This window comes from Agromyces sp. GXS1127 (assembly GCF_050565425.1).
Classification (GTDB): Bacteria; Actinomycetota; Actinomycetes; order Actinomycetales; family Microbacteriaceae; genus Agromyces.
In genome coordinates, this window is the sequence record NZ_JBOCIG010000002.1 from 20,012 (window position 1) to 42,977 (window position 22,966).

Sequence of the window (22,966 nt, forward strand, 5' to 3'; positions counted from 1 at the left end):
AACCTGCCCTCGCCGAGCTTCTACGACCAGGTCGGCGGCCACGAGACCTTCGCACGGCTCGTGCACGAGTTCTACCGCGGCGTCGCGGAGGACCCGGTGCTGAAGCCCATGTACCCCGAGGAGGACCTCGGCCCGGCCGAGCACCGGCTCCTGATGTTCCTCGAGCAGTACTGGGGCGGACCCACGACCTACGGCGAGCAGCGCGGCCACCCGCGCCTGCGCCTCCGGCACCAGCCGTTCCGGGTCAACCCCGACGCGCGCGACCGCTGGCTCGCGCACATGCGCGCCGCCGTCGACACGCTCGACCTGCCGCCGGTCGCGGAGGCCACGCTGTGGGACTATCTCCAGCGGGCGGCCTTCGCGATGGTCAACACCTTCGAGGACTAGCCCGGCGGTGCCGAGGCACCGCCCGCATCGCCCGACACCCGCCCCGAGGCATCCGCGCCCCCTGAACCGGATGCCGCCCCGCCCGAGACGAAGGAGTCCCCCGTGGCCGACCCGACCACTCCCCCGGCCGCCACCGCCGAGTTCGACGCGATCGTCGTCGGGGGCGGCCTGTCCGGCCTCGTCGCCGCAGCCGAGCTCGTCGACGCCGGCAGGCGCGTGGCGATCCTCGACCAGGAGCCGGAGGCGAGCCTCGGCGGGCAGGCCTGGTGGTCGTTCGGCGGGCTCTTCCTCGTCGACTCGCCGGAGCAGCGACGGCTCGGCGTCCGCGACTCGCTCGACCTCGCGCGCCAGGACTGGCTGGGCACCGCGGGATTCGACCGCGACGAGGACGAATGGGGCCGGCGCTGGGCCGAGGCGTATCTCGAGTTCGCCGCGGGCGAGAAGCGGGCGTGGCTCCGCGAGAAGGGCCTGCGGTTCTTCCCCGTCGTCGGCTGGGCCGAGCGCGGCGCCGGCATGGCGATCGGGCACGGCAACTCCGTGCCCCGGTTCCACATCACGTGGGGCACCGGGCCGGGCGTGCTCGAGCCGTTCGTCGCGCGCGTCCGCGCGGGCGAAGCGGCCGGGCTGGTGTCGCTGCGCTTCCGGCACCGCGTCGACGAGCTCGTCGTCGAGGGCGGAGCGGTCGTGGGCGTGCGGGGCGCCCGGCTCGCCTCCGACGACGCCGAACGCGGCCAGGGCTCCAACCGCGACGTCGTCGGCGACTTCGAGCTCCGCGCCCCCGCCGTCGTCGTCGCCTCCGGCGGCATCGGCGGCAACCACGACCTCGTGCGGGCCGCGTGGCCGGAGCGGCTCGGCACGCCGCCCGCCGAGCTGCTGTCGGGCGTCCCCGAACACGTCGACGGCCGCATGATCGGCATCGCCGCGACATCCGGTGCCCGGGTCGTCAACGGCGACCGGATGTGGCACTACACCGAGGGCATCACCAACTGGGACCCGGTGTGGGCGCGCCACGGCATCCGCATCCTGCCCGGTCCGTCCTCGATGTGGTTCGACGCCACGGGCGCGCGACTGCCGGCGCCGCTGTTCCCGGGGTTCGACACGCTCGGCACGCTCGAGCACCTCGCGCGGTCGGGTCACGGCCACTCGTGGTTCGTGCTGACGCAGAAGATCATCGAGAAGGAGTTCGCGCTCTCCGGGAGCGAGCAGAACCCGGACCTGACGAACAAGGACCTCAGGCTGCTCGCCGACCGGCTCGGCTCCGGGGCGCCCGGCCCGGTCGAGGCCTTCAAGGAGCGCGGCGTCGACTTCGTCGTCGCGGACACCCTCCCGGAGCTCCTCGACGGCATGCGCCGCCTCTCGCCCGACGGCGTGCTCGACGCCGACAACGTCGAACGCGAGATCGTCGCGCGCGACCGCGAGGTCGACCACGAGTTCTCCAAGGACCTGCAGCTCACCGCGATCCGCGGCGCCCGGAACTACCGCGGCGACAAGCTCATCCGGGTCGCTCCCCCGCACCGCATCCTCGACCCCAAGGCGGGGCCGCTCATCGCGGTGAAGCTGCACATCCTCACGCGCAAGAGCCTCGGCGGCATCCAGACCGACCTCGACTCGCGCGCGCTCGGCGCCGACGGGGCGCCGGTGCCCGGCCTCTATGCGGTCGGCGAGGCCGCGGGCTTCGGCGGCGGCGGGGTGCACGGCTATCGCGCGCTCGAGGGCACGTTCCTCGGCGGCTGCCTCTTCACGGGGCGCGCTGCGGGCCGCGCGATCGCGGCGGGGTGACCCGAGCCGACGGATGCCGCGGCTACGCCTTGAGCGTCCAGGCCTTCCGCCGCACGAGCACGTGACCGCGACGGGAGCTCAGCCTCGTCCAGGGGCCGGTCTCGAAGAGGGCCGTCGGGTCGTCGCCGAGGAAGCCCAGGCTGAACGCCGCGAACGCCGCGCCGGTCGGCACGTACTCCAGCCCCTCGATGCCGCGTCCCCACACCTCCGAGCGGACGCGCTGCACCAGCTGCTCGCCGGTCCCCTCGGGAATCGCCTCGGCGACCTCGTCGATCCCCGCGCGCGCCGCACGCTCGAGCGTCGCGGCATCCGTCTCGCCGAGCGGGCGCCACCCGCCCCGGGGCGGCGAGATGCCCGCCCATGTGACCGTGTTCACCTCGGGCGGGCGGGTCATGGTCACCGGTCGCGATTCGTCCTCGTCGCCGATCTCGCCGCGCGCGCGGACGATGCGGTCGACCACGGACCGCATCGGCACCACCACGTCGAAGTCGTCGGTCTCGAAGAGCTGGAAGGTCCGCAAGCCCAGCACCGTCGGGCTCTCGTCGAGGATGCCTCGCGGGTAGAGGATCGCGGTGTACACGGCCAGGATCCCGTTCGCGGCGACGAGGCGCACCGAGCCGTCCTCCACGCGCGACGCGCGCTGGAGGTACGTGTGCAGATCGCCGAGCGACAGGCTGTCGGCAAGCGTGAATTGCTGGACCATGGCCTGTCTAGACTACCGAGAGAGCGCCGCGGCCCCGGCCGTCGGGCGCCCCCGATCGGCGGGGCGACGGGCGACCGACCCACACGGAGGAACCATGAGCGGTCCGATCGAGGGCCTGTTGAGCACGCTGCGACTCACCGACACCGGAGCGCGGACCGACGAGGACATCTTCACCGGACCGTCGCAGTGGATGCCGCGGGGTCGCGTCTTCGGCGGGCAGGTGCTCGCACAGTCGATCGTCGCAGCGAGCCACACGGTGCCCGACGACCGGCCGATCCACTCGATGCACGGGTACTTCCTGCGCCCGGGCGACGTCAAGCACCCGATCACGTTCTCGGTCGATCGCATCCACGACGGCCGGTCGTTCTCGACGCGGCGCACGCAGGCGTTCCAGCACGGGCTGCCCATCCTCTCGCTCATCGCCTCGTTCCAGACGCGAGACGACGGGCTCGAGCACCAGATCGGCATGCCGCACGACCTGCCCGACCCCGAGACGCTGCCGTCGACCGCCGACGTGCTGGGCCACCTCGACCACGACGTCGCACGGTACTGGTCGAGCGAACGCGCCTTCGACGTCCGTCACATCCCGTCACCGGTGTACCTCACGGTCGAGGGCGAGCGGATGCCGCACCAGGTCGTGTGGATGAAGGCCTACGGTCGACTGCCCGACGACCCCCGGCAGCACCGCGCCGCGCTCGCGTACGCGAGCGACTACTCCATCCTCGAGCCCGTGCTCCGCGCCCACGGCGTGGCCTGGGCGACGCCCGGCCTGAAGGTCGCGAGCCTCGACCACGCCATGTGGTGGCACCGCGATGCACGCGTCGACGAGTGGCTGCTCTTCACGATGGACTCGCCGTCGGCGAGCGGCGGGCGGGGCCTCTCGCTCGGGCGGATCTACACGCGCGACGGGGTGCTCGTCGCGAGCGTCGCGCAGGAGGGCATGGTCCGCGTGCCGGCGCCGGTGCCGGCCGCCTGATCGGCCGGCCACGACGCGCTGCCTGTGCGATCGCGGCGAATGCGGCATCCGTCGCCCGTTCTGCCGCAGAATGGCAGCATCGCCGCGCCCCGCGGCCCGATCAGGGAGGCAGCACCCGTGGACGATGCCCGTGAACTCTCGCGCCGCACGGCGCTCGCGCTCGGCGGGAGCGGCGCGCTCGGCGGCGCATTGATCCTGGCGGGCTGCGCCCCGACGGACTCCGGCGACAGCGGCGGCGACGGCGCCGGCGCCGACTCGGGCTCAACCACCGACGGCGGGTCGGGCGACGGCGCGTCGGCGCCGACGGATGCCGCCGGCGAGGACGTGGCGGCACTCGCCGACATCCCGGTCGGCGGCAGCATCAGCGCGACCATCGGCGGCGAGCCCGTGCTGCTGTCCCAGCCGACCGCGGGCGAGGTCGTGGCGTTCAGCGCGATCTGCACGCACCAGCGGTGCACGGTCGCGCCCGAACGCGCCTCGTTCGTGTGCCCGTGCCACGGGTCGATGTTCGACCCGACGACCGGCGAGGTCGAGCAGGGGCCGGCGCTCGAGCCGCTGCCGTCCGTGCCGGTCACGGTCGACGGGGACCGAGTGATCGCCGGATGAGCGAGTTCTTCGACTTCCAGGTCGCGGGGCTGCCGATGCACGTGCTCCTCGTGCACGTGATCGTGGTCGGGGTGCCGCTCCTCTCGGTGCTGCTCGTCGTCCTCGCGGCCTGGCCGGCCGCCCGGCGGGTGCTGTGGCTGCCGACGTTCCTCGGCGCACTCGTGCTGGTCGCGCTCGCGTGGCTCACCGTCGAGGCGGGCGAATGGCTCGTCGAGCGCGTCCCCGAGGCGCCGCTCATCGACGCGCACGCCGACCAGGGCGACGACATCCTGCCCTGGGTGGTCGCGCTCGCCGTCGTCGCGGCGCTCGTCGGCGCGCTCGCCCTCGTCGAACGCTCCGCCGCGCGCTCGGTCACCGACGCGGAGGTCGCCGCGGCGCGCGGGGTGTCGACGCCGGCTCGCCGGAGCCCCGTGCGCGTCGCGATCTCGATCCTGCTGCTGGCGGCCGCGATCGGCGTCGGCGTCGCGGCCGTCTGGACGACCGTGCGCATCGGCGAGGCCGGCAGCCGCGCCGTGTGGGAGGGCTCGTTCAGCGACGAGCCCCTCGAGGACCGATAGGACGGATGCCGCGCCGGCGCGTCAGCGGCGCCGGAACGCGACGGGATCGCCGAGGTACGGCTCCCAAGCGACCCGCTCCGCGTCCGTCATCCGCCGCGGCGTCTCGGTCGCCGCGTCGACGAGGACGATCGTGGTCGCCGCGCGCGTGTACAGCGTGCGCGGCTCGACGCCGGCGGGAGAGAACACCTCGTAGCAGACCTCGAGGCTCGCGCCGCCCATGCGACCGATCCAGAGCTCGATGTCGAGCGGAAGCCGCTGGTACGGGATCGGCGCGAGGTACTCCACCTCCTGGCGCGCGATGAGCGACAGCGTCGCCGAACCCGGCGAAGCGTCGATCACGGCGGTCGAGGCGCCGACCGCGTGCTCGGCGGTGCCGTCGTCGTTCACCCAGAACGCCTGGATGCGAGCCTCCTCGAGGAGGCTCAGCATCCGGGCGTTGTTCACGTGGCCGTACGCGTCGAGGTCGCTCCAGCGCAGCGGCGTCGGCACGTGCAGCCGCATGTCAGTCCCTCGTGAGCTTGCGGTAGGTGGAACGGTGGGGCTTGGCCGCGTCGGGTCCGAGACGCTCGACCTTGTTGGCCTCGTACGCCTCGAAGTTGCCCTCGAACCAGTACCAGTCCGCGGGGCTCTCGTCGGTGCCCTCGTAGGCGAGGATGTGCGTGGCGATGCGGTCGAGGAACCACCGGTCGTGGGTGATCACCACGGCGCAACCCGGGAACTCGAGCAGCGCGTTCTCGAGGCTCGAGAGCGTCTCGACGTCGAGGTCGTTCGTCGGCTCGTCGAGGAGCAGCAGGTTGCCGCCCTGCTTGAGCGTCAGCGCGAGGTTCAGGCGGTTGCGCTCGCCGCCCGAGAGGACGCCCGCACGCTTCTGCTGGTCGGGCCCCTTGAATCCGAAGGTCGAGACGTACGCGCGGCTCGGCACCTCGGTCTTGCCGACCTGGATGTAGTCGAGGCCGTCCGAGACGACCTCCCACAGGGTCTTGTTCGGGTCGATGCCGGTGCGCGACTGGTCGACGTACGAGACCTTGACCGTCTCGCCGATCTTGAGGCTGCCGGCGTCGAGCGGCTCGAAGCCGACGATGGTCTTGAAGAGGGTGGTCTTGCCGACGCCGTTCGGCCCGATGATGCCGACGATGCCGTTCCGCGGCAGCGTGAAGCTCAGCCCGTCGATGAGCATCCGGTCGCCGAAGCCCTTCTCGAGCTTCTTGGCCTCGAGCACGACGTCGCCGAGGCGCGGGCCGGCGGGGATCTGGATCTCCTCGAAGTCGAGCTTCCGGGTGCGCTCGGCCTCCGCCGCCATCTCCTCGTAGCGTGCGAGACGCGCCTTCGACTTCGCCTGGCGCCCCTTCGCGTTGGACCGGACCCACTCGAGCTCCTCCTTGAGGCGCTTCTGGAGCTTCTGGTCCTTCTTGCCCTGCACCTGGAGGCGCTCGGCCTTCTTCTCGAGGTAGGTCGAGTAGTTGCCCTCGTACGGGTAGAGCCGGCCGCGGTCGACCTCGCAGATCCACTCGGCGACGTGGTCGAGGAAGTACCGGTCGTGCGTGACGGCGAGGACGGCGCCGGGGTACTTGGCGAGGTGCTGCTCGAGCCAGAGCACGCTCTCGGCGTCGAGGTGGTTGGTCGGCTCGTCGAGGAGCAGCAGGTCAGGCTTCTGCAGCAGCAGCTTGCAGAGCGCGACGCGGCGCTTCTCACCGCCGGAGAGCACCGAGATGGGCGTGTCGCTCGGCGGGCACCGCAGGGCGTCCATGGCCTGCTCGAGCTGGGAGTCGAGGTCCCAGGCGTCGGCCGCGTCGATCTCCTCCTGGAGTGTGCCCATCTCGGCGAGCAGCGTGTCGAAGTCGGCGTCGGGGTCGGCCATCGCGGCGGAGATCTCGTTGAACCGGTCGATCTTCGCCTTGATCGGCCCCACGCCCTCCTGGACGTTCTCGAGGACGGTCTTGGTCTCGTCGAGCTCGGGCTCCTGCATGAGGATGCCGACCGAGTAGCCCGGCGTCAGTCGTGCCTCGCCGTTCGACGGCTGGTCGAGCCCCGCCATGATCTTCAGGATCGTGGACTTGCCGGCGCCGTTCGGGCCGACGACGCCGATCTTGGCCCCGGGAAGGAACGCCATCGTGACGTCGTCCAGGATCACCTTGTCGCCGACCGCCTTGCGGGCGCGGACCATCGAGTAAATGTAGTCAGCCACTGGGTTCCTCACGAGTGGAGTGCACGGTTCAGCCCTCCAGCCTAGCGGCCCTGGACGGGCGGGCCGATCGCCGCCTCCGCGACGCGCGCTACCGCTCGGCGGCGCCCGTCGCGCCGACGAGGCACCCGCCCGTCCCGAGCACGGCGGCCCCCATGCTCCGGTACCCGCCGGAGGCCCCGCCGTACTGGCCGACCAGGCACCGGTCGTCGACACGGACCGCGAACTGGATCGAGTCGGCCGGCTCGCCGAGTGTCGTCGTGTCGGACGTGACCTCGATCGCCCGACGGTCGAAGCCCGCCTCGGCGAGCGCGGCGACGAACGCGGTGCCCCCGGCCGAGGCATCCGCTGCGATGACGGCGCGGTTCACCGCGTCGAAGCGGTCGAGGTCGTCGGCTGCCGGCTCGGAGGCGGCGGGTCCCTCGGCGACCGCCGACGCGGTGGGAGACGCCGTGCCGACGGGGTCGTCGGAGAGCGGGGCGCCCGTGCATCCGGCGAGCGCGCCGGCCACCACGGCGACGAGCAGCAATGGAGGGAGCGACCGCTCGCGACCGCACGCGGCGACCGACCCCACGTTCCGCCCTCGATGGATCCCCACGGGGGTCGAGTCTAGGACTGGCCGGATCCGCGACGGGCCTGCCGTCTCGGATCCCGGCACGGCGCGGTGGGACGCGCGATCGGCGCGTCGCGGGCCGGACCGGTCGTCGGCGGCCGTCCCGTCGATACAGTGAGCGCCATGATGGCCATGGCGGCGGCGGGGAACGGCCTGGTCCACGCCGTGTTCGTCGCGGTCGGGGTCGTCGCGGGGGTCGCCCTCTTCGCTTGGGCTCGGCGTGCAAGCGGCCGCACGGACGACCGCCTCTGGGTCATCGCGGGCACGTGCCTCGCATTCGGCGCCATCGGGTCGCGGGTCGGCACGTGGTGGCAGCAGTTCGACCCCACCGCGAACGAGTCGCTGGCGCAGTGGTGGATGGACGGCAGCCGGAGCGTGCTCGCGGGGCTGGTCGGCGCCTGGATCGGCGTCTACGTCGGGAAGTTCATCACCGGCTACCGGGAATCGACCGGAGACCTGTTCGCCCCGGCGGTCGCGCTGGCGATCGGGATCGGGCGGATCGGCTGCCTCATGACCGAACTGCCGGGAAAGCCGACGGGTGCCGGGTGGGGCATCGTGCTCACGCCCGCGCAGGCGAATCTCCTCGGCGGCCCGGCCGACGTCGGGCTGCACCCGACCTACCTCTACGAGGTCCTCTTCCAGTTCGCCGCGGTCATCGTCCTGCTCGCACTGCGCACGCGGATGCGACGTCCGGGCGACCTGTTCGTGCTCTACGTCGCCGCGTACGCGGTCTTCCGCTTCCTCGTCGAGTTCGTCCGGGCCAACGAGGAGGTCTGGCTCGGGCTCACGCGACCCCAGTGGTTCCTGCTCGTCGTCGCGCCGCTGCTCGCCTGGCGGATCGCCCGGCTGGGGCGCCCCATACCCGTGCCCGACCCGTCCACCGCACCCACGACCGGAGGAACAGATGTCCGACCGACCCCCCGCACCGCCCGAGGACCCCGGCCCTCCTGACGGCCCGACCGAGCCGCCGGCCGGCTCGGCGGCCGCCCCGCCAGCCGCTCCTTCCCGCGGCCGCAGCGGCTCGATCTGGCTCGGCATCGTCATCGCGGTCGTCGCGGCGGCGCTCGTCTGGGTGGTGCCGTTCGCGGGCGTTGCGGACTCGGCGCAGCTCACCGTCTTCCTGTCCCTGCTGCTCGGAGTCCCCGTCGCGCTCCTCGTCGCGGGGATCGTTCTCGCGGTCATCCCGCGCACGCGGCGCACGGGCGGCGGACTGCTCATCGGCCTCGGCGCCGCCGTCCTGATCACAGGAGGCGTGTGCACGGCCATGCTCGCATCCTGGAACGTGTCGGCATGAGCCCCCTCGACTCGACCCGCGGCCGGCCGCTCGGTGCCGGGCAGCCCCTCCGCGGCGACCGGATCCACCGGTACGTCACCGCGTACTGCCCGGAGTGCCACGACCCGGACGCCGCCCTCGGGGAGGTGCGGCGGCTGTCCGGTGCGTTGATGGTGCGCGACGGCCGCGTCTGGCTCGAGCGCGGCTGCCCGACGCACGGACTCGTCACGACGCTGTACGACGAGGACCCGGAGATCCTCCGCTACCTCGAACGGTGGCAGGCACCGACGAAGCGGCACGTGCCCGACCGCCCCGGCAACTGGCTGCCCGTGCCCGAGGCGTACGCGTACGGGCTGCCCGAGATGCAGACCCAGCACACCTGCATCCTGCTCGAGGACGTCACGGAGCACTGCAACCTGCGCTGCCCGACGTGCTTCACCGCGTCCGGGCCGCAGCTGCGGGGCGTCGCGCCCCTCGAGGCCGTGCTCGCCAACGTCGACGCCCGCCTCGAGCGAGAGAACGGCCGACTCGACGTCCTCATGCTCTCCGGCGGCGAGCCCACCCTGTACCCGTGGTTCGAGGAACTGCTGCAGGAGCTGGTCGAGCGTCCGATCGTGCGGATCATGGTCAACACCAACGGCATGCTGGTCGCCACCGACGATCGCACCCTCGAGCTGCTCGCCCGGCATCGCGATCGCCTCGAGGTGTACCTGCAGTACGACGGACCGTCGGCCGAGGCGTCCGTCCACCACCGGGGCGGCGACCTGACGCGCTTCAAGGACCTCGCCATCGAGCGTCTGTCGACGGCCGAGGTCTTCACGACCCTCACCATGACCGCCGCGCTCGGCGTCAACGACGGCGACATCGGCGCCGTCGTCCTGCGCGCGCTCGAGACGCCCTTCGTGAGCGGGGTCGCGCTCCAGCCGGTGTTCGGCTCCGGACGGGGGCAGCACATCGACCCGATGGACCGCCTGACCCATACGGGCGTGCTCGCACGGCTCGGGCCGCAGACCGGCGGAGTCGTCAACTGGCACGACCTGACGGCGCTCCCGTGCTCGCACCCGCACTGCGCGTCGGTCGGGTACCTGCTGAAGGACGACGCCGGTGTGTGGCGTTCGCTCGTCGCGATCGTGGGACACGACGAGCTCCTGCGGTGGCTCGAGATCGCTCCCGAGAGCCTCGCGAACCGCGTCGCGGATCGCGCGATCCCGCTGCAGATGCGGGAGCTGGTGAAGAACTCGTTCCTCGACCTGCTCAGCGAGCAGGCATCGCCGGCGGACAGCCGGACCGCAGCCCTCTGGCAGAACATCTGCCAGCAGTGCGACCTCGGCATCGGCACGCTCGCGACGCTCGCCGCGAGTCGGCTGCCCGGGCAGCGCGATCGCATGCGTCGCCTGATGGGCGAACGCGTCAAGCGCATCACCGTGAAGCCGTTCCAGGACATCTCGACGATGCTGGAGGAACGGCTCGTGCAGTGCTGCGTCCACGTCGGGACCATCGGCGACGACGGCCTCGACCAGTGCGCCCCGTTCTGCGCGGTCCAGGCGTGGGGACCCCTGTCTCGCCAGCGGCTGAGCACCGCCTCTGCGCGCGCAGCCGATCCCGTCGGCGTCGGCGGGCCTGCGTCGACGACGACGCTGTCGAGCGTCGAGGACCTGCTCCGCACCGCACGGACGGCACGATGAGCGAGCGGGAGGCCGCCGCAGAGCGGATCGCACGCGGCCCGACGCCGGCCGACCTCGTCTCGCGCCGCGAGCACGCGCTCCGGAACGACGATGCCGCTCCGACGGCAGGCCCGGACGACCCGCTTCGGCTCTGCATCTTCGCGACGGTCGCGCTGCTCGGGTGGGCGCTCGGCCCGGTCGCCCTGATCGTGTTCGCCGCCGTCGGGTTCGCGGCCTACTGGCGGGCCTGGCGTGCGGGACTGACGCGCTCGCGCTGCTGGCTGCGCGACACCCGGTTGGTGCTCCTCTACCTGGGAGTGCTCGCCGCGGCCGGCGTCGCCGGTGCGGTCGTCTGGGCGACCGCCCTCGCGGCCCGGCTCTGACGGCCGGCAGGTGACCCGGGCTCGGCCCGGACCGCAGGGCGAATCGCCCGCACGCACGCCGGTCGCCGGGTCGCCGACCCGGCGACCCTCGGGCCGCATCGCGTGCGGATCAGCGTGCCGTCATCGCCTCGAGCTCGGCGCCGTCGGGCTCCAGCGCATCGTCCGCCCCGTCGATCTCGAAGGCGTCGTCGCCGAGCACCTGCGCGCCGTCGTCGCCGACCGGGACGGACCAGTCGGCGCCGGCCCCCCACTCGGTCACGTCGGTGCGCGCCGGCTCCGCGCCGGCGTTCGACGCGACATCCTCCGGCTCCGACTCGCCCGCCGGATCGACCAGCCGGGAGCCGGACGTCTTCGAGTAGACGGCGACGCCCCAGGACAGGTCGTGACCGATCGCGTCGGCGTCGATCTCGATGGCGGTGCCCGAGCGTTCGGCGGTCTCCCACGCGCGGATGCGGAGCCGGCCGTGGACGACGACGCGCTCGCCCTTGCGGAGCGAGCGCGCGGTGTTCAGCGCCAGCTGGCGGAACGACGAGACCGTGTACCAGTTGGTCTCGCCGTCCTTCCAGGCGCCGGTGGCGCGGTCGAAGATGCGGCGCGTGGACGCCAGCCGGAAGTTCGTGATCGGCAGGCCGGTGGCGGTGACGGTGTGGCGGGGGTCGCTGCCGATGACGCCGGTGATGGTCACGAGGTCGGACATGGGGTGCTCCTCAGGGCTCGACGCCGCCGCGGATCGACGGCTCGCGACATCCGGGGCCCTCGTGCCGGAACGACCCCGGATGCCGCTTCCGACAGCGTGTCGGTGCGCCCGGGACACCATCGGCGGCGCGACCCGACCCGTGGAACCGAGCGAGGCCGCGCCGGCTGGTGAGGAGGGGTCAGGCGACGATGTAGTCCGCGTACGAGCGACGGATCTTGTTCACCTTCGGCAGCGCGACCGCGAGGCAGTACCCCTGGCCCGGGTTCTTCGCGAAGAAGTCCTGGTGGTACTCCTCCGCAGCGAAGAACTCGCCGAGCGGCTCGATCGTCGTGACCACCTCGCCGGGCCACCAGTCGGCGGCGCGCGTGCGCGCCGCCTCGAACAGCTCGCGCTGCGCCTCGCCGTCGAAGAACATCGCCGAGCGGTACTGGGTGCCCACGTCGGCGCCCTGCCGGTTCAGCTGCGTCGGGTCGTGCAGCGTGAAGAACACGTCCAGCACGACCTCCCGGGGCAGCACCTCGGGGTCGAACCCGACGCGCACGACCTCGGCGTGCCCGGTCGCCCCCGTGCAGACGAGTTCGTAGGACGGGTTCGGCGTCGTGCCGCCCGTGTACCCCGAGACGACCTCGTGCACGCCGCGCAGGGTGCGGTACACGGCATCCAGGCACCAGAAGCAGCCGCCGGCCAGAACGAAGCTCTCCATCACGGCCCTAGGCTACCGGCATGACCTTCGTCGCCTCCCCCGATCGCTACGACCAGATGACCTACAACCGGATCGGGCGGAGCGGCCTGAAGCTGCCGGCCCTCTCGCTCGGCCTCTGGCACAACTTCGGCCAGGATCGTCCGCTCGACACGCAGCGCGCCATCGTCCGTCGGGCGTTCGACCTCGGCATCACCCACTTCGACCTCGCGAACAACTACGGCCCGCCGCCCGGCAGTGCCGAGGAGAACTTCGGCCGGCTCCTCGCGACCGACCTGAAGCCGTATCGCGACGAGCTCATCGTCTCGTCGAAGGCGGGCTACCTGATGTGGGACGGCCCCCACGGCGAGTGGGGCTCGCGGAAGAACCTGCTCGCCTCGCTCGACCAGAGCCTCGGCCGTCTCGGGCTCGACTACGTCGACGTGTTCTACTCGCACCGTCCCGACCCCGAGACGCCGATCGAGGAGACCATGGGCGCGCTCGCGCACGCGGTCCGGCAGGGCAAGGCGCTCTACGCGGGCATCTCGAACTACTCCCCCGAGCAGACGCGCGCGGCCGCGGCGGCGCTCGCGGCCGAGGGCGTCCCGCTCACGATCCACCAGCCGCGCTACTCGATGTTCGACCGGCACATCGAGGACGGCCTCTTCCCCGCGCTCGACGAGGTCGGGGCGTCGGCCATCGTGTTCTCGCCGCTCGCCCAGGGCCTGCTCACCGACCGCTACCTGTCGGGCGAGGTTCCTGCGGGCTCGCGGGCCGCGACCAGCCACTTCCTGCCGGCCGAACGCATCAGCGAGGACTACCTCGCCCGCGCCCGCGCACTGAACGCCATCGCCGAGGGCCGCGGCCAGTCGCTCGCCCAGCTCGCGCTCTCGTGGGTGTTGCGGGTGCCGCAGGTCGCGAGCGCCCTCATCGGGGCCTCGAGCGTCGCGCAGCTCGAGCAGAACGTCGCCGCGCTCGATGCGGCGCCGCTGGCCGACGACGAGATCGCGGCGATCGAACCGCACGCCGCCGACGGCACTGCGCTGGACTGAGTCGGATGGCGCGGCCGCGGCGGCGCGCGACGGCGCCGCGGTCGCGTGGCGCGCCGGGCCGCTTCGACGGCGTCGCCCTCGCCCGGCGCTAGCCTGCGCTCATGCAGTGGTGGAATGACTTCGTCGCCTGGCTCCTCTCGGACGAGACCCGTCCCGTGCTCTTCACGGCCGGCGTCGTGTTCGTCTCGGTCCTCGTCTCCGGGGTGCTCTCCGCGTGGATCGCCCGCTCCGCGGTGCGCGGCCTGATCCGCCAGCGCGACCGCGAGCTGCGTCACGCGGCGATCGCGACGCTCATCGACGCCGCGACGGAGGCGTCGGTGTGGAACTCGCTGACGCCGCAGGAGCAGGTGCTCGCGGACCGCGCGGTCGGCCAGGCCGACATCCAGGTGCGCCTGCTGCCGCTGCGCGGAGCGGATGTCGCCGCCGACTGGGCGGCCCACCAGCTGCACGAGCTCAAGCGCGCCTCGGCGACCTTCGGGTACCAGCTCGACCCCGCCGTCGCGGAGTTCCGCGAGCGGATGCTGGAGTGGCAGCGCCATCCGTCGCGCACGCGGCGCGACTTCCGCAACGACCTCGAGCGGTGGCGATTGCAGCGCGACGAGCCGGCGCAGGAACTCGCGGCCGAGCAGGACACGTGGGTGGCCGAACAGCACCACGAGCGCTACACGCAGGCCCCGCTCGTCGAGGATGCCGCGACGCAGCCGGTCGAGACCGCGACGCCCGCCGAGGCCGACGCGGTCGCCGACGCGGACACCGACCGGCGCGCGGTCGTCCAGCGCGACTGAGCGCCGCGCACGACCGAGCCGCGGGCCGCTAGTCGCGCCACCACGCGTCGAACATCGTGACCGGCTCGGCGCGCTTGTGGCGCGTCTGGAGGAAGCGCGCCTCGATCTTCTCGGCGACGAGGTCGTCGATCTCGCGGCCCTCGAGGAAGTCGTCGATGTCGCGGTAGCTGAGTCCGAGGTTCGCCTCGTCGGCCTGACCGGGGTCGTGGTCGAGCAGGTCGGCGGTCGGCGTCTTCAGGTACAGGCGCTCGGGTGCGCCCAGGTGCTGGAGCATCGCCCGGCCCTGCCGCTTCGTGAGTCCAGAGAGCGGCAGCAGGTCGGCGCCCCCGTCGCCGAACTTCGTGAAGAACCCCGTGACCGCCTCCGCCGCGTGGTCGGTGCCGACGACGAGCAGGCCGCCCTCGCCCGCGAGCGCGTACTGGGCGACCATGCGCATGCGCGCCTTGACGTTGCCCTTGCCGAAGTCGCTGATCGGGCCGCCGACGGCCGCCTCGAAGTCGGCGGCGAGCCCGTCGACCCCGCCCTTGACGTTGAACTCGACAATCTCGGACGGGCGGATGAACTCCAGCGCGAGGTCGGCGTCGGCCGCGTCGCGCTGCACCCCGTACGGCAGCCGCACGGCGAGGAACCTGGCCGGACGGCCATCGGCCTCGAGCTCCTCGACGGCCAGCTGGCAGAGCCGGCCGGCGAGCGACGAGTCCTGCCCGCCGCTGATGCCGAGGACGAAGCCGTTCGCCCCGGAGGCGGCGAGGTAGGCCTTCAGGAAGTCCACGCGCCGGCGGACCTGTTCGGCCGGGTCGATGGAGGCTTCGACGTGCAGTTCTTCGATGATCCGTGCCTGGAGGTCGCGCATGCCACGACGATACGACACGCGTGTGACGAGCGGATGACGCATCCGGCCGCAGCCCGACCGGGAACGGGGTCGGATAGCATTCGAGCGACGAAGGGGGCCCGCGTGCAGGTCGACGTACCCACTCTGGTGCTCATCCCGACGATCGCGGCGATCGCCCCGCTCGCGACCCGGGCGTTCGGCCGGTGGATCGCGATCCCCGTCGTCATCTTCGAGATCGTGCTGGGCATCGCGCTCGGTCCCTCCGCGCTCGGGTGGGTCCAGCCCGACGCGTTCATCGAGCTGCTGTCGGACTTCGGCCTCGCGATGCTCTTCTTCCTCGCCGGCCAGGAGATCGACTACGAGGCGATCCGGGGCCGACCGCTCGCGCGCGCGAGCATCGGATGGGCGATCTCGCTCGTGCTCGGCCTCGCCGCGGGCTGGTTCGTCGAACCCGACGCGGGAGCGGTGTTCATCGGCATCGCGCTCACCTCGACCGCGCTCGGCGCGCTCCTGCCCATCCTGCGCGACGCCGGACTGCTGCGCACGCCGTTCGGGGTCTCGGTGCTCGCGATCGGCGCGGCGGGCGAGTTCCTGCCCCTCATCGCGATCTCGATCTTCCTCTCGGGCCGATCGCCGCTGCACGCCGCGATCGTCCTCCTCGCGTTCGCGGTGATCACGGGCCTCGCGATCTGGCGCGCGTCGAAGGGCGACGGACGCAGGCTGCACGAGGCGATCGCCGCCACGCTGCACACGAGCGGGCAGTTCGCGATCCGCCTGGTGATGCTGGTCCTGCTCGCGCTCGTCGGACTGTCGATCGTGCTCGACCTCGACATGCTGCTCGGCGCGTTCGCCGCGGGCGTGATCGCCCGGCTCCTGCTCGAGGGTGCTCCGGAGTCGGATCGACGCACCATCGAGGTCAAGCTCGACGGCATCGGGTTCGGCGTGTTCGTGCCGATCTTCTTCATCTACACGGGCGTCACCTTCGACCTCGAGGCGCTCTTCGCCGACACGCGGACGGCCGTGCTGCTGCCGCTGTTCACGGTGCTGCTGCTCGTCGTGCGCGGCGTGCCCTCCGCGCTGCTCGCGCCGCCCGGCGCGCCCCCGCACGAGCGCGTGTCGACCGGCCTGTTCGGGGCGACGGGCCTGCCGATCATCGTCGCCGTGACGGCGATCGGCGTCGAGGCCGGCGACTTGGACTCCGGCACGGCGTCGGCCCTCGTGGGGGCGGGCCTGCTGTCGCTGCTGCTGTTCCCGTTGACCGCCATCGCGATCACGAATCGCGGGTCTCGGCGCCCTCGGCAGGAATCGAACCTGCGACCAAGAGATTAGAAGGCTCCTGCTCTATCCGCTGAGCTACGAGGGCCGATCGCCACCACGATACCCCAGCCTCCTCGGTCGTCCCCGGCCCGCGCGCACGGCGACGTGTCGGCGCCCGGCGATAGACTCGCGGCATGGCTTCCTCGAGCGACCGACTGGTCTGGATCGACTGCGAGATGACCGGGCTCGACCTCGAGGTCGACGAACTGGTCGAGATCGCGGTCGTCATCACCGACTACGACCTCCAGCCGGTCGACGGAGGCCTCGACATCGTCATCAAGCCCGACGCGAGCGCTCTCGAGTCGATGGGCGACTTCGTACGGGCGATGCACACGCAGTCCGGCCTCATCGAGGAGATCCCCAACGGCGTCTCTGTGGCCGACGCCGAGTACCAGGTGCTGGAGTACGTCCTCAAGCACGTCCCCGACGAGCAGAAGGCGCCGCTCGCCGGCAACTCCATCGGCACCGACCGGGCGTTCATCAGCCGGTTCATGCCGCGCCTCGACGCGCACCTGCACTATCGCAACGTCGACGTCTCGTCGATCAAGGAGCTCGCGAGGCGCTGGTACCCCCGCGCCTACTTCAACGCTCCCGCGAAGGACGGCGGGCACCGTGCGCTCGCCGACATCCTCGAGTCCATCCGCGAGCTCCAGTACTACCGTCGGGCGGTGTTCGTCGCCGATCCCGGGCCGACCAGCCAGGAGCTCCAGGCGATCTCCGCCGAGGTGGCCGCCGAGGTGGCCGCCGAGGGCGACGCCGTGTCCACGAGCACCTCGAACGTGGTGTAATCTCGTAGGGTTGCCGCTCGTGCGAACGAGCCGGAACATGGTGGGTATAGCTCAGTCGGTAGAGCGCCTGGTTGTGGTCCAGGAGGTCGCGGGTTCAAGCCCCGTTACTCACCCCAATGGCACCTGAACCGGTGCTGCATCTTCCGGGCAGGGCGCGGGTTCGAGCCCCGTCACCCACCCCATTCGCCTCCAGGACGGAGCAGTTCGTGGAACTCGACGCCGAGGCCTTCGAACGGCTCGTCGTCGATGAACTCGACGAACTGCCCGACGACATGGTCGACGGACTCGAGAACGTCGTGTTCGTCGTCGAGGACCGCCCCGAGGACGGCTCGCTCGATCTCCTCGGCCTGTACGAGGGCGTCTCGCTGACCGAACGCGACCGGTACGGCTTCGGCGAGATGCCCGATCGGATCGTCCTCTACCGCGAGCCGCTCCTCGCGGTCGCCGAGACCGAGGATGAGCTCCGCGACGAGATCCACGTCACCCTCGTGCACGAGATCGCGCACTTCTACGGGATCGACGACGACCGACTGCACGAGCTGGGCTGGGCGTGACCTCGCGCGCGCTAGCCTGATTCGCATGAGCCCCTCCCCCGGACGCGTCATCGGCATCGCCGTGGGCGCGCTCGCGATCCTCGGCATCGGCGTCTACGGGCCGGCCATGCTGCTGGGTCCGCTTCCCGACGTCCAGGTCCGGGTCGATGCCGAGCAGGCCGCGGCACCGGCGACCGCCTCGGTGGCGCTGCCCGCCGAGGACGCCTCGGCGGTCGCGTTCATCGGCGACGACGGGGAGGCGGTCGGGGTCGCGGCATCCGCCGACGACGAGCCGTCCCCGATCGGCGGCGCGGCGAAGCTGGTGACCGCACTCGTGGTCCTCGACTCGCTGCCGCTCACCTCGGACGACGACGGCCCCTCGATCCGCATCGGCGCGGAGGACTACTCGGACTACCTCCGCTACTCCGGCGAGGGTTCCCGCACCGTCCAGGTGTCGCCGGGCGACTCCTGGACCGAGCGGGACGTGGTGCGGGCCGTCGTCCTGGGATCGAGCAACAACCACGCGGACACGCTGGCGAGGTGGGCGTTCGGCAGCGTCGACGCGTACGTCTCGACGGCGAACGACTGGCTCGAGGAACAGGGGTTCGCGACGGTCAGGGTGGTGGATGCCACCGGCCTCTCGGGCGAGAACGTCGGGACGGCGACCGAGCTCACGCAGCTGGCGGCCAGAGTGCTCGCGGAACCCTCGCTGTCCGCGATGTTCGAGGGCGACGACGACGCGCCGACGCCGACCGACGACCGCCGCATCCCGGACGCCGTCGCCCACCTCGGCGACGAGGGCATCCGGGCGATCAGCCGGAGCTTCACCGACCAGGCCGCGATCACGTTCGTCTGGACGGCCGAGCTGGTCTCCGGCGACGACCGCCGGACGATGGTGGGAGCGATGACCGGCGTCGACGACTACGAGACGCTCGACCCGGCGGTCCTCGGCGCGGTCGACGCGATGCAGGCCGCCTCGGAACCGATCGAGGTCATCACCGCCGGTGCGGGCTACGGCGAAGTCGACTCGGCCTGGGGCGATTCCGCGCGACTGGTCGCGGCCGCGGGGCGGACGGATGCCGCGTTCGGCGCGGTCGCGGGAGACGCGACCGTCGACGTCGAGCCCTTCAGCACCGCGCCCGCGGGGCGTCAGGTCGGCACGGTGACGGTCGTGATCGGCGAGCGCGAGGTCAGCTCGGCACTGGAGCTCGACACGGCCATCTCCGATCCAGGCCCGATCTGGCGCCTCACCCATCCCGGAGAACTCATCGGGGCGTTCCTCGACGACGGCTCCTGAGCCCGGTCGGGGCGCCGTCCGGACCGCTCACGCGGCCGGTCTGCGGGCCCGTCAGTCGTTCTCCTCGTCGGACTCGACCGGGTCGGAGTCCGTGGCGTCGAAGCGGAATCGGACCCGCAGCTGACCGCCGACGTCGCGCTGGTCGACGGCGTCGTACCAGAACAGCGATTCGAGCCCGTCGACGGCGGCCACCATGCCCACCCGCTTCTCCGGCTCGCCGCGGACGAGGGCCCGCTGCTCGAAGTCGCCCTCCAGCGGCCCGTCGATGAACTCCGCCACATACGTCGCATCAGCCATGTGCCGAGCGTAGTCCCGGGCGGGTCCGCAGCACAGCACCCGCGTGGATCAGGCGAGTCGCACGCGGATCGCGTCCTCGCGGTCGGCTCCGGACTGACGCCGGTAGCGACGCCAGTCGGACTCCCATCCGGCCCAGAACGCGTCGAACGCGCCCGAATCCCGTCCGAGTGCCCGGTCGCGCCGCGTCGCGTACGGCGCGTCGAGCCACACGCGCACGGCGTCCGGCGCGCCGGTGCCGGCGAGGAAGGCCCCGCAGCCTTCGAGCACGAGCGGGCGGCCGGGCGGGCGCCGGTGCGTCCCGCCGGGACGGTCGCCGTCCCAGTCCCACCGGTCGAGCGTGCCGACGCGGTCGGCCACGTGCGGCTCGACGAGCCGAGGGCCGAGGGCGGCGGCCCCGCGACGGAGGCCGTGCCATCCGGGAATCGCCTCGTCCACGCGGACGAGCGAGGGGGATCGGCCCGGCCACGTCGCCACGAGCGAGGCCGCGAACGTGCTCTTCCCGGCGCCGCTCGGCCCGTCGACGAGGACGATCGGATGCCGCCGCGCCAGCGCCGCACGAAGCGCCGCCGAGACGCCCGGCCGCAGCGCGAGCGCGCCGGCCGCGCTCACGCCCACACCGGGTGGTAGGTGCCCGCCCAGACCGCCCCGGCAATCGCGGCCGCCGCGATCACCGCCGCGATCGCCACGAGCACGACGTCGGGAACGCCGACCCGCGACGGTCGCGCCCACGTTCGCGTCGTGTCGGCACCGAATCCGCGCGCCTCCATGGCGGTCGCGAGCTTCGACCCGCGCCTGAGCGCGAGGACGAGCAGGCCGAACGCCATGGTCGCCGCCCGGCGCACGGCGCCGTGGTCGCCGATGCCGCGAGCCCGGCGTGCGAGCCCCATCGCGCGCCAGTCCTCGACGAAGAGCCCGACGAGGCGCGTCGCGGCGAGCGCGCCGAGCACGAACCGCGCGGGCAGCCGCCACACCTGCGCGAGTCCGTCGGCGAGGTCCGTCGGGTCGACGCGGAGGAACAGCAGTGCGGCCGGCAGGCCGATGGCCAGCACGCGGAGGGTCACGGCGATCGCGAGCTGGATCGAGCCGTCGGTGACCTTCGCGAGCCAGAACTCCCAGTACACCGTGCCCGACGGCCGGCCGTAGAGGAGCATGCTCATGCCGGCGAGCGGCGCCGCGACGAGGATCGGCCAGGTGCGACGCACGAGCAGACCGGGGGTCACCCCCGCGAGCGCGAAGAGCACGAGCTGGATGCCGAGCGCGATCGCCGCGCTCACCCAGTCGACGGTGAGGAGGAGCGGCGTCGTCAGCACCATCGCGGCGGCGAGCCGGGTGGCCGGGTTCACTCGGTCGACGAACCGGAGCGCGGGGCCCGCGGGCGCGTCGGCGATCTCCACGGCGCTCATGCGCGCCCACCCCGGGTCGCAGCGGCATCGAGCGGTGCACGGACGTCGAGCGCGATGCGATGCGCTCCGAGCGAGGCGATGAACGCCGCGTCGTGCGTCACCGACAGCAGCGTCGTGCCGTCCCGCACGAGTTCGTGCAGGAGCCGGACGAGCTCGACCCACCCGAGGCGGTCCTGGCCGAACGTCGGCTCGTCGAGGATCACCGCGCTCGGACGGGTCGCGAGCACCGCTCCGACGGTGAGCCGCCGCGCCTCGCCTCCCGAGAGGGTGAACGGGTTGGCCGCGGCGAGGTGGTCGAGGCGGAGGCGCTGCAGCACCTCGTCGACGCGGGCGTCGACCTCCTCCTCCGGGAGCCCGAGCGCGCGCGGTGCGACGGCGACCTCGTCGCGCACCGTGCCGGCCACGAACTGGTGCTCGGGCTCCTGGAAGACCGTGCCGATCCGGGTGAGGAGCTCGCGGGAGCGCCATCGGACGGGGGCGTCGCCGATCCCGCGCGCGAGCGCGGGCGCGGCGACCACGCGCCCGGCACGCGGCGCGAGCAGCCCGCCGAGCGTGAGCGCGAGCGTCGACTTCCCTGCGCCGTTCGGTCCTGTGAGGACCGTCGAGGATGCCTCCGGCACCACGAGCTCGAGGTCCTCGTGCAGCACGGCGCCCCGCGCTCGAGCGATGGCGAGCGCCTCCGTCGAGAGCGCGGCGCCCGCCTGCGCCGCCGCCGCGGCGGTCGCCTCCGGCACCTCGAGCGGCATGCCGGGAACCCAGACGCCCGCCGCGGCGAGCGACTCGCGGCGCTCGTCGAGCACCGAGTCCGGCGGGCCGTCGGCGAGCAGCCGCCCGTCCGCCCCGAGCACCACGACGCGATCGACGAGGTCGATCCAGACGTCCACGCGGTGCTCCACGACGACGAGCGTCGCGCCCGTCCGGTCGAGCACGCGCCCGACGGCCTCGCGCACCTCGGCGACACCGGCGGGGTCGAGGTTCGCCGTGGGTTCGTCGAGCAGGAGCAGGCCCGGCCGCATCGCGATCGCGCCCGCGAGCGCCATCCGCTGCTTCTGCCCGCCCGAGAGCCGCGACGTCGGATGATCGAGCGGCAGGCCGAGGCCGACCGCGTCGATCGCCCCGCGGACGCGCTCCCAGATCTCCGCTCGCGGAACGCCGAGGTTCTCGCAGCCGAAGGCGACGTCGTCGCCCACGCGGGCCAGGATAACCTGCGAGTCGGGGTCCTGCAGCACGAGACCCGCTCGTCCGCGCGCCTCCGCGGGCGCGCGACCGTCGAGGAGCAGCCGGCCGTGGTGCTCGCCCTCGTCGTCGCCGCCGAGCACGCCCGCGAGGGCGTGCAGCAGCGTCGACTTGCCCGAGCCCGACGGACCGAGCAGCAGCACGCGCTCCCCCGGGTGGATCCGCAGGTCGATGCCCTGCAGGGCCGCCCGGCGGCGGCCGGCGTGCCGCCAGCCCCACCCGGCGGCCTCCACGCGGGCGGGGCCGGCGGCCAGCGAAGCCCGGTCCATGCTCAGACCCGCCCGGTCACGTCCCGTCCGGCGGCGAACCGGTTGAGCGCGCCGGTCGCCGCGAGTGCACGGACGACGATCCAGCCCAGCAGGCCCGCGAGGAGGGCGCCGGAGACGACCACCGTGCCGAAGTACAGCGCGAGGAACTCGGCCGACTTCTGGAGGTTGCCCGAGAGGAACAGTTCGAGGGTCCACGCTGCGGCGCCCGCGGCGGCGCCCGCGAGCATCGCGGTCACGACGCCGAATCGGCGGTAGCCGGTCGCGAGGAACACCAGCTCGGCGCCGAGTCCCTGCGCAAGGCCCGAGTAGATCGTCTCGATGCCCCACTGGTTGCCGATGAGCGCCGACACGATCGCTGCGAGGAGCTCGACGTAGAGCGCGGCGCCGGGCTTGCGGATGATGAGGCCGCCGAGCACGCCGCCGATGAGCCAGATGCCGACGGCGATCCCGCCGAGGCCGGGCGTCAGTGCGTCGGCGGCACTGAACCACGCGTAGCCGACGTTGTTCCAGATGAGGAAGACCAGGCCCGTCGCGACGCCGATCACGCTGGCGACCACGATGTCGACGACGCGCCAGCGGGTGCTGCGCGCGGCCGCGGACTCGCGATCGCCGTTCGTGCCGGCCGTGGGGGTCTGGTCGGTGGATGTCTCGTGCACTG

Annotated in this window: 27 protein-coding genes and 2 tRNA genes; 16 read left to right on the plus strand and 13 right to left on the minus strand. The window is 72.7% G+C overall.

Annotation, left to right across the window (positions count from 1 at the left end):
• The first annotated feature begins 3 nt into the window (after positions 1 to 3).
• Positions 4 to 387, plus strand: a complete 384-nt coding sequence (locus ACQ393_RS03055) for a globin (protein ID WP_430645798.1) — start codon at positions 4 to 6, stop codon at positions 385 to 387.
• A 102-nt stretch (positions 388 to 489) separates the two neighbouring features.
• A complete protein-coding gene (locus tag ACQ393_RS03060; protein WP_430645362.1) occupies positions 490 to 2,166 on the plus strand; it encodes an FAD-binding dehydrogenase in 1,677 nt (558 codons plus the stop codon).
• Between the two features lie 22 nt (positions 2,167 to 2,188).
• On the opposite strand, the gene ACQ393_RS03065 is transcribed toward ACQ393_RS03060, so the two are convergent.
• Positions 2,189 to 2,869, minus strand: coding sequence for a hypothetical protein (locus tag ACQ393_RS03065; protein WP_430645363.1), 681 nt, complete (start codon positions 2,867 to 2,869; stop codon positions 2,189 to 2,191).
• 94 nt (positions 2,870 to 2,963) lie between these two features.
• Here ACQ393_RS03065 and ACQ393_RS03070 point away from each other — a divergent pair, with 94 nt between their 5' ends.
• From ACQ393_RS03070 to ACQ393_RS03080, 3 genes are all read left to right on the plus strand, one after another.
• Positions 2,964 to 3,845 carry an acyl-CoA thioesterase gene (locus ACQ393_RS03070; protein ID WP_430645364.1) on the plus strand — a complete coding sequence of 294 codons (882 nt, stop codon included), beginning with the start codon at positions 2,964 to 2,966 and terminating at the stop codon, positions 3,843 to 3,845.
• Positions 3,846 to 3,962: 117 nt separating this feature from the next.
• Entirely contained in the window at positions 3,963 to 4,451 is a 489-nt protein-coding gene (locus tag ACQ393_RS03075; RefSeq protein WP_430645365.1) for a Rieske (2Fe-2S) protein, read from the plus strand.
• Positions 4,448 to 5,008 (plus strand): hypothetical protein, encoded by a 561-nt coding sequence (locus tag ACQ393_RS03080; RefSeq protein ID WP_430645366.1) that lies wholly within the window; start codon positions 4,448 to 4,450, stop codon positions 5,006 to 5,008. Before ACQ393_RS03075 ends, ACQ393_RS03080 begins: the two co-directional genes overlap by 4 nt.
• Before the next feature lie 21 nt (positions 5,009 to 5,029).
• On the opposite strand, the gene ACQ393_RS03085 is transcribed toward ACQ393_RS03080, so the two are convergent.
• The 3 genes from ACQ393_RS03085 to ACQ393_RS03095 form a co-directional block, all read right to left on the minus strand.
• The gene (locus ACQ393_RS03085; protein ID WP_430645367.1) at positions 5,030 to 5,509 is read right to left on the minus strand and encodes an acyl-CoA thioesterase; all 480 of its coding nucleotides are present in this window, start codon (positions 5,507 to 5,509) and stop codon (positions 5,030 to 5,032) included.
• A gap of 1 nt (position 5,510) precedes the next feature.
• Complete coding sequence (gene ettA / locus ACQ393_RS03090; protein WP_430645368.1) at positions 5,511 to 7,193, minus strand: energy-dependent translational throttle protein EttA; 1,683 nt, start codon at positions 7,191 to 7,193, stop codon at positions 5,511 to 5,513.
• An 88-nt stretch (positions 7,194 to 7,281) separates the two neighbouring features.
• Positions 7,282 to 7,788, minus strand: coding sequence for a DUF6993 domain-containing protein (locus ACQ393_RS03095; RefSeq protein ID WP_430645369.1), 507 nt, complete (start codon positions 7,786 to 7,788; stop codon positions 7,282 to 7,284).
• 138 nt (positions 7,789 to 7,926) lie between these two features.
• Here ACQ393_RS03095 and ACQ393_RS03100 point away from each other — a divergent pair, with 138 nt between their 5' ends.
• The 4 genes from ACQ393_RS03100 to ACQ393_RS03115 are packed head-to-tail and all read left to right on the plus strand — an operon-like array spanning position 7,927 to position 11,123.
• Positions 7,927 to 8,754 carry a prolipoprotein diacylglyceryl transferase gene (locus ACQ393_RS03100; protein WP_430645370.1) on the plus strand — a complete coding sequence of 276 codons (828 nt, stop codon included), beginning with the start codon at positions 7,927 to 7,929 and terminating at the stop codon, positions 8,752 to 8,754.
• Entirely contained in the window at positions 8,708 to 9,097 is a 390-nt protein-coding gene (locus ACQ393_RS03105; RefSeq protein ID WP_430645371.1) for a hypothetical protein, read from the plus strand. The genes ACQ393_RS03100 and ACQ393_RS03105 overlap by 47 nt, the downstream gene beginning before the upstream one ends.
• Positions 9,094 to 10,761, plus strand: a complete 1,668-nt coding sequence (locus ACQ393_RS03110) for a radical SAM protein (RefSeq protein WP_430645372.1) — start codon at positions 9,094 to 9,096, stop codon at positions 10,759 to 10,761. Before ACQ393_RS03105 ends, ACQ393_RS03110 begins: the two co-directional genes overlap by 4 nt.
• Positions 10,758 to 11,123 carry a hypothetical protein gene (locus ACQ393_RS03115; protein ID WP_430645373.1) on the plus strand — a complete coding sequence of 122 codons (366 nt, stop codon included), beginning with the start codon at positions 10,758 to 10,760 and terminating at the stop codon, positions 11,121 to 11,123. Before ACQ393_RS03110 ends, ACQ393_RS03115 begins: the two co-directional genes overlap by 4 nt.
• 109 nt (positions 11,124 to 11,232) lie before the next feature.
• On the opposite strand, the gene ssb is transcribed toward ACQ393_RS03115, so the two are convergent.
• Together ssb and msrA are read right to left on the minus strand one after the other, a co-directional pair.
• On the minus strand, positions 11,233 to 11,820 hold the full coding sequence (gene ssb / locus ACQ393_RS03120) for a single-stranded DNA-binding protein (protein WP_430645374.1): 588 nt from the start codon (positions 11,818 to 11,820) through the stop codon (positions 11,233 to 11,235).
• 178 nt (positions 11,821 to 11,998) lie between these two features.
• Positions 11,999 to 12,523 carry a peptide-methionine (S)-S-oxide reductase MsrA gene (gene msrA, locus ACQ393_RS03125; protein WP_430645799.1) on the minus strand — a complete coding sequence of 175 codons (525 nt, stop codon included), beginning with the start codon at positions 12,521 to 12,523 and terminating at the stop codon, positions 11,999 to 12,001.
• Between the two features lie 20 nt (positions 12,524 to 12,543).
• On the opposite strand from msrA, the gene ACQ393_RS03130 reads away from it, so the two are divergent.
• Complete coding sequence (locus tag ACQ393_RS03130; RefSeq protein WP_430645375.1) at positions 12,544 to 13,551, plus strand: aldo/keto reductase; 1,008 nt, start codon at positions 12,544 to 12,546, stop codon at positions 13,549 to 13,551.
• A 101-nt stretch (positions 13,552 to 13,652) separates the two neighbouring features.
• On the plus strand, positions 13,653 to 14,336 hold the full coding sequence (locus tag ACQ393_RS03135; protein ID WP_430645376.1) for a hypothetical protein: 684 nt from the start codon (positions 13,653 to 13,655) through the stop codon (positions 14,334 to 14,336).
• A 28-nt stretch (positions 14,337 to 14,364) separates the two neighbouring features.
• Here ACQ393_RS03135 and nadE read toward each other — a convergent pair whose 3' ends face one another.
• The gene (gene nadE / locus ACQ393_RS03140) at positions 14,365 to 15,189 is read right to left on the minus strand and encodes an ammonia-dependent NAD(+) synthetase (protein WP_430645377.1); all 825 of its coding nucleotides are present in this window, start codon (positions 15,187 to 15,189) and stop codon (positions 14,365 to 14,367) included.
• Between the two features lie 33 nt (positions 15,190 to 15,222).
• Here nadE and ACQ393_RS03145 point away from each other — a divergent pair, with 33 nt between their 5' ends.
• Positions 15,223 to 16,497: a cation:proton antiporter gene (locus tag ACQ393_RS03145; protein ID WP_430645800.1), complete on the plus strand. Its 1,275-nt coding sequence runs from the start codon at positions 15,223 to 15,225 to the stop codon at positions 16,495 to 16,497.
• On the opposite strand, the gene ACQ393_RS03150 is transcribed toward ACQ393_RS03145, so the two are convergent.
• A tRNA-Arg gene (locus tag ACQ393_RS03150) sits at positions 16,459 to 16,531 on the minus strand. The two genes, ACQ393_RS03145 and ACQ393_RS03150, sit on opposite strands and share 39 nt — an antisense overlap.
• An 88-nt stretch (positions 16,532 to 16,619) precedes the next feature.
• On the opposite strand from ACQ393_RS03150, the gene orn reads away from it, so the two are divergent.
• From orn to ACQ393_RS03170, 4 genes are all read left to right on the plus strand, one after another.
• Entirely contained in the window at positions 16,620 to 17,273 is a 654-nt protein-coding gene (orn, locus tag ACQ393_RS03155; RefSeq protein WP_430645378.1) for an oligoribonuclease, read from the plus strand.
• A 40-nt stretch (positions 17,274 to 17,313) separates the two neighbouring features.
• Positions 17,314 to 17,389: transfer RNA gene (locus ACQ393_RS03160), tRNA-His, on the plus strand.
• A gap of 90 nt (positions 17,390 to 17,479) precedes the next feature.
• On the plus strand, positions 17,480 to 17,827 hold the full coding sequence (locus tag ACQ393_RS03165) for a metallopeptidase family protein (protein WP_430645379.1): 348 nt from the start codon (positions 17,480 to 17,482) through the stop codon (positions 17,825 to 17,827).
• A gap of 25 nt (positions 17,828 to 17,852) precedes the next feature.
• Complete coding sequence (locus ACQ393_RS03170) at positions 17,853 to 19,103, plus strand: hypothetical protein (RefSeq protein ID WP_430645380.1); 1,251 nt, start codon at positions 17,853 to 17,855, stop codon at positions 19,101 to 19,103.
• Positions 19,104 to 19,154: 51 nt separating this feature from the next.
• Here the strand turns inward: ACQ393_RS03170 and ACQ393_RS03175 are convergent, their stop codons facing one another.
• From ACQ393_RS03175 to ACQ393_RS03195, 5 genes are read right to left on the minus strand one after another with little or no spacing between them, the layout of a single operon-like run.
• Positions 19,155 to 19,400: a hypothetical protein gene (locus ACQ393_RS03175; protein WP_430645381.1), complete on the minus strand. Its 246-nt coding sequence runs from the start codon at positions 19,398 to 19,400 to the stop codon at positions 19,155 to 19,157.
• 48 nt (positions 19,401 to 19,448) lie between these two features.
• Entirely contained in the window at positions 19,449 to 20,009 is a 561-nt protein-coding gene (locus tag ACQ393_RS03180; protein WP_430645382.1) for an ATP-binding protein, read from the minus strand.
• Positions 20,006 to 20,803 (minus strand): energy-coupling factor transporter transmembrane component T family protein, encoded by a 798-nt coding sequence (locus ACQ393_RS03185; RefSeq protein ID WP_430645383.1) that lies wholly within the window; start codon positions 20,801 to 20,803, stop codon positions 20,006 to 20,008. The genes ACQ393_RS03180 and ACQ393_RS03185 overlap by 4 nt, the downstream gene beginning before the upstream one ends.
• A complete protein-coding gene (locus ACQ393_RS03190; RefSeq protein ID WP_430645384.1) occupies positions 20,800 to 22,308 on the minus strand; it encodes an ABC transporter ATP-binding protein in 1,509 nt (502 codons plus the stop codon). The genes ACQ393_RS03185 and ACQ393_RS03190 overlap by 4 nt, the downstream gene beginning before the upstream one ends.
• Before the next feature lie 2 nt (positions 22,309 to 22,310).
• Entirely contained in the window at positions 22,311 to 22,964 is a 654-nt protein-coding gene (locus ACQ393_RS03195; protein WP_430645385.1) for an ECF transporter S component, read from the minus strand.
• Positions 22,965 to 22,966 lie beyond the last annotated feature (2 nt).

Coding starts and splice junctions, on each gene's coding strand:
- ACQ393_RS03080 (WP_430645366.1), top strand. CDS start 4,448: ATGAGCGAGTTCTTCGACTTCCAGGTCGCGGGGCTGCCGATGCACGTG.
- ACQ393_RS03190 (WP_430645384.1), bottom strand. CDS start 22,308: ATGGACCGGGCTTCGCTGGCCGCCGGCCCCGCCCGCGTGGAGGCCGCC.
- ACQ393_RS03115 (WP_430645373.1), top strand. CDS start 10,758: ATGAGCGAGCGGGAGGCCGCCGCAGAGCGGATCGCACGCGGCCCGACG.
- msrA (WP_430645799.1), bottom strand. CDS start 12,523: ATGGAGAGCTTCGTTCTGGCCGGCGGCTGCTTCTGGTGCCTGGATGCC.
- ACQ393_RS03135 (WP_430645376.1), top strand. CDS start 13,653: ATGCAGTGGTGGAATGACTTCGTCGCCTGGCTCCTCTCGGACGAGACC.
- ACQ393_RS03185 (WP_430645383.1), bottom strand. CDS start 20,803: ATGAGCGCCGTGGAGATCGCCGACGCGCCCGCGGGCCCCGCGCTCCGG.
- nadE (WP_430645377.1), bottom strand. CDS start 15,189: ATGCGCGACCTCCAGGCACGGATCATCGAAGAACTGCACGTCGAAGCC.
- orn (WP_430645378.1), top strand. CDS start 16,620: ATGGCTTCCTCGAGCGACCGACTGGTCTGGATCGACTGCGAGATGACC.
- ACQ393_RS03110 (WP_430645372.1), top strand. CDS start 9,094: ATGAGCCCCCTCGACTCGACCCGCGGCCGGCCGCTCGGTGCCGGGCAG.
- ACQ393_RS03085 (WP_430645367.1), bottom strand. CDS start 5,509: ATGCGGCTGCACGTGCCGACGCCGCTGCGCTGGAGCGACCTCGACGCG.
- ACQ393_RS03130 (WP_430645375.1), top strand. CDS start 12,544: ATGACCTTCGTCGCCTCCCCCGATCGCTACGACCAGATGACCTACAAC.
- ACQ393_RS03170 (WP_430645380.1), top strand. CDS start 17,853: ATGAGCCCCTCCCCCGGACGCGTCATCGGCATCGCCGTGGGCGCGCTC.
- ssb (WP_430645374.1), bottom strand. CDS start 11,820: ATGTCCGACCTCGTGACCATCACCGGCGTCATCGGCAGCGACCCCCGC.
- ACQ393_RS03100 (WP_430645370.1), top strand. CDS start 7,927: ATGATGGCCATGGCGGCGGCGGGGAACGGCCTGGTCCACGCCGTGTTC.
- ACQ393_RS03105 (WP_430645371.1), top strand. CDS start 8,708: ATGTCCGACCGACCCCCCGCACCGCCCGAGGACCCCGGCCCTCCTGAC.
- ACQ393_RS03145 (WP_430645800.1), top strand. CDS start 15,223: ATGACGCATCCGGCCGCAGCCCGACCGGGAACGGGGTCGGATAGCATT.
- ACQ393_RS03175 (WP_430645381.1), bottom strand. CDS start 19,400: ATGGCTGATGCGACGTATGTGGCGGAGTTCATCGACGGGCCGCTGGAG.
- ACQ393_RS03065 (WP_430645363.1), bottom strand. CDS start 2,869: ATGGTCCAGCAATTCACGCTTGCCGACAGCCTGTCGCTCGGCGATCTG.
- ACQ393_RS03070 (WP_430645364.1), top strand. CDS start 2,964: ATGAGCGGTCCGATCGAGGGCCTGTTGAGCACGCTGCGACTCACCGAC.